Origin of the sequence: Spiroplasma sp. ChiS, assembly GCF_002968355.1 — a bacterium.
Lineage (GTDB): Bacteria > Bacillota_I > Bacilli_A > Mycoplasmatales > Mycoplasmataceae > Spiroplasma > Spiroplasma citri.
Genome location: NZ_PUUH01000016.1, coordinates 1 through 3,526, shown reverse-complemented (window position 1 = coordinate 3,526; position 3,526 = coordinate 1). Strand labels below are relative to the sequence as shown.

At 24.7% G+C, this 3,526-nt stretch carries 6 protein-coding genes; 2 read left to right on the top strand and 4 right to left on the bottom strand.

Going from position 1 to position 3,526, the window contains the following annotated elements:
- The first annotated feature begins 211 nt into the window (after positions 1-211).
- A complete protein-coding gene (locus C6B38_RS01410; protein ID WP_105298375.1) occupies positions 212-559 on the top strand; it encodes a lipoprotein in 348 nt (115 codons plus the stop codon).
- 209 nt (positions 560-768) lie between these two features.
- Here the strand turns inward: C6B38_RS01410 and C6B38_RS01405 are convergent, their stop codons facing one another.
- From C6B38_RS01405 to C6B38_RS01390, 4 genes are read right to left on the bottom strand one after another with little or no spacing between them, the layout of a single operon-like run.
- Positions 769-981, bottom strand: coding sequence for a hypothetical protein (locus tag C6B38_RS01405; RefSeq protein WP_105298374.1), 213 nt, complete (start codon positions 979-981; stop codon positions 769-771).
- A complete protein-coding gene (locus C6B38_RS01400; protein WP_146693250.1) occupies positions 962-1,213 on the bottom strand; it encodes a hypothetical protein in 252 nt (83 codons plus the stop codon). Before C6B38_RS01400 ends, C6B38_RS01405 begins: the two co-directional genes overlap by 20 nt.
- Positions 1,214-1,258: 45 nt before the next feature.
- Positions 1,259-1,798: a hypothetical protein gene (locus C6B38_RS01395; protein ID WP_105298372.1), complete on the bottom strand. Its 540-nt coding sequence runs from the start codon at positions 1,796-1,798 to the stop codon at positions 1,259-1,261.
- Positions 1,799-1,814: 16 nt separating this feature from the next.
- Complete coding sequence (locus C6B38_RS01390) at positions 1,815-2,879, bottom strand: hypothetical protein (RefSeq protein ID WP_105298371.1); 1,065 nt, start codon at positions 2,877-2,879, stop codon at positions 1,815-1,817.
- A 436-nt stretch (positions 2,880-3,315) separates the two neighbouring features.
- Here C6B38_RS01390 and C6B38_RS01385 point away from each other — a divergent pair.
- On the top strand, positions 3,316-3,526 hold a 211-nt coding region (locus C6B38_RS01385), incomplete at its 3' end, for a hypothetical protein (RefSeq protein ID WP_146693249.1).

Here is a 3,526-nt window from a genome sequence, read left to right as displayed (position 1 = left end):
TTTTTTCTACACATTTCACAAATTTGATACATATTTTATTTCCTTTCTTAAAATTAAAATTTTTGTTTGATACTGTTGATATATTATCAAAATAAATATTATTTTTGAATATTTATATTTTAATTATATTTTCAATAAATAATCATTAAATTTGCATCATTCATTATATAATTTTTATATAAATAAAATATTAAGAAAGGACTGGCTTTTTATGAAAAAATGATTAAGTTTTTTAGGAGCAATTACATTACTAGGTACAAGCACAACAAGTTTAGTTGCTTGTAATAATATACCACAATATAACGAAGATGAATTACAACAACTAAAAAAAGAAAACCAAATATACACAAATTGCCAAGAAATAAAAGAAAACTTAGAATGAATTTGCCCTCAAGAAAAACCTTTTAATCAAGTTGATAATAAGTATTATTATGTAGCGTGACAAGGCAATAAAAATCTTGAATGAAAAATTTGTAAATTTAAAAATACTGAAAAAATAAGATTAAAAGGGGGGAAGCAAATTAGTTCTTGATTATTATGGCAGAGTTCATGACCCTAATAAAATAAATTTAGTTTTTGATGCTAAAATTATTAATTTAAGAGCAAACGATCAAATTTGAACAGATAATAGCATTAATTTTAAAGCAGTTTACCGTTGAAATGGTGAAGAACAAAAATTACCTAATTTAGTTGTTGATACTGGTGGCAATGTAAAAGTTAATGGTGAATAAAAAAGTAATTTAGTAAAAATTGCTTTTTTTAATTTATTTAATTTTCTTTTTCATCGTCTTTTTTAATTATGTCATTAATATTATCTTCTTTATTTTCATCTAACAAAATACATTCATTATTAATTTTTTCTTTTAATTTTAGCATTAGTTTATTAATTTCAGTGAATAAAATTAGCAATCCCAATGTTAAACCGTGAACTATTCAATATGCTAATCGTAGAAAAAATAATTTAGTCTTTTTCTTTTTCATTTTTATTACCATCCTTGTTTTTTTGTCTGATATTTATTTTGTTGTTATTAGCCAATTTATTATTTATAATTGTAATAACATCTAATTTCGTATTAATATTATTAATTTCAATTTTAATATCGTTTATTTTTTCTTTTAATTCTTTATTTTCATCTCTAATTTTTTGTTGTTTTTTGCTCAAAATAGTTGCCGTTATGCCCGTTGTTCCACCAGTAAAAAGTGATATAACCAAAACAATAATTTCTAAAATAGTTTTACTGATTTTTTATTCTCCTTATTATCAAATTAATCAATATCCAAATGTTCGCAAACCAATAGCGGCTGTTGTCACAATACCACGCTGGGTTTTATCTCATGTTTTAAAATCTTTTCATACTCAAAATTTAATCATCCCACCATCATATTTTAATATCGGTGATCATTCTTCTCCACCATTTCAACGGTAAACTGCTTTAAAATTAATGCTATTATCTGTTCAAATTTGATCGTTTGCTCTTAAATTAATAATTTTAGCATCAAAAACTAAATTTATTTTATTAGGGTCATGAACTCTGCCATAATAATCAAGAACTAATTTGCTTCCCCCTTTTAATCTTATTTTTTCAGTATTTTTAAATTTACAAATTTTTCATTCAAGATTTTTATTGCCTTGTCACACTACATAATAATACTTATTATCAACTTGATTAAAAGGTTGTTCGTCTGGTGTCATTTCTTTTAATCTGCTTTTAACATATTTGGCACTGCTTTCTATTTTGTAGGGCATTTCTCTAATTCTTTTGTCTAGTTGTGCTGTTTTTTGATCTATTTTTTCCATTTCTTTATTTCATTTTTTATTGAATTCTTCCTTTTTTTTCTTGGGCATATTCGCAAAAATTAATAAAATTGTTGGGGTCTTTGATTGATTGATAACGAATGGGAACTCGTGCGGTGTATTCTCAATTAAAGGATTTTATTTTTTCGCCTTTTAGGGGTAAATTAAAACTAAGAATAGGGAATTCATAAATTCCGTCTTTATGTCTTGTGTTTAAGTTATCTTGGATTAATCTTTCTTTGTATGTTCATACAAAATATTCGCTAGCACATTTATTTTGATAAATTGCTCGGTATTTAAAATCATTTATTTGATTAATGTTATCGATTATGGCGGTTGCTATTGTTTTTGAATTATCGTTTCAAGTCATGGCACTTTTAGTATTTTTTCATGGTTTGTTTTCTTCTTCGTTGGTTTTTTCAAAATAAAATTTATTGTCAATTCCGCTTGGTTCAACTTCGTCAATTTTAGTGTTAATGGGGCATTGTTCTAATAATTCTGTTAATTTTTCAATTTGTTCGCTTTTGTTTTCTCCTAAACTTTCAATAAAATTTTTATTAATATATTGGTAGTTTTCATCTGGGTTGTCTATATCGGGGATTGGATATACTAATGGTGCTTTTGACATATCTATTTTAATTGTTAAAAATATTGTTGTTGTTGTTTCTGCTTCGTTTTTTGCATACGGTATTAAGTCGTTGATATCGTTTGTGGTGTTGTTTTCTACTTTAATCATTCTTCCGCAAATGCTTAAATAAAAAAATGGTATTTCTTTGTTTCCTTTTTTTGTTTTTATTTTTGCTTGAATTCCGTTGTCTTCATATTTGAATTCTGCTTCTAAGTTTTCTTGTTCGCCAAATCCGTAAAATAAAAAACCAGTTGAATTGTTATCACATAGTTTTAACATTTCTTCGTTATAATTATCGCTATTATCTAATAAGTTTATAGCGTTTTTATTGCTTAATTCTTTATTAGCATAGTAGGGAATTGTTTGGTTTCTTAATAAAAAATCGTAATATATTGCTTGGTCGCGGTCTGTTAAATAATCTTCTGTGTTGTCAAATGTTATAAATCTAAATGGCATTTTTTTACCTCTCTTTTATAAATATTTTTTTTCTAATTTGTTGGATGTTTTATCTCATTCACTATGTAATGCGTTATTAGCAATCATTTTTTTATTCATTGTTTCTTCAATGTTGTTAAAATTATTGTTTAGATCGTTGTTTAATTTTGTGTGTGATTTTAAGTCTTCTCAATATTTTTGATTTTCTTTTATATTGTAAATTGTGTTATTTTCTAATTGATAGGTGAATAATTCAATATCATAGCTTCATTCTTCGTTTTTAATATCTTTTCATGATAAATTACTTTCATTTAATAATTCGTTTGTTAGTGTTTTAATTTCATTCTTTTTTGTTCTTAAATTAATATTACGTATAATGTACGATGAAGCTCCAAAAAAGCAACTCTTGTTAGAGTTGTTTTTTTATTTGAAATAAAACAACTCTTAAAAGGAGGTAATGATAATTAAACAACAAAAAATATGTGATGTTAATGATTGTTATAAATTATCATCATTCATCACCGAAGAATTTGTATCAAATAAAGTTTTATGAACTTGTGAAAAACATAGAAATTTATTGAATAAGGTAAAAGATAAAACACAACAACAATTTTATCAAAAACTAGAAAATTCAAAAATTATCTTTGATTGAGAAACTGGTTTGTTAA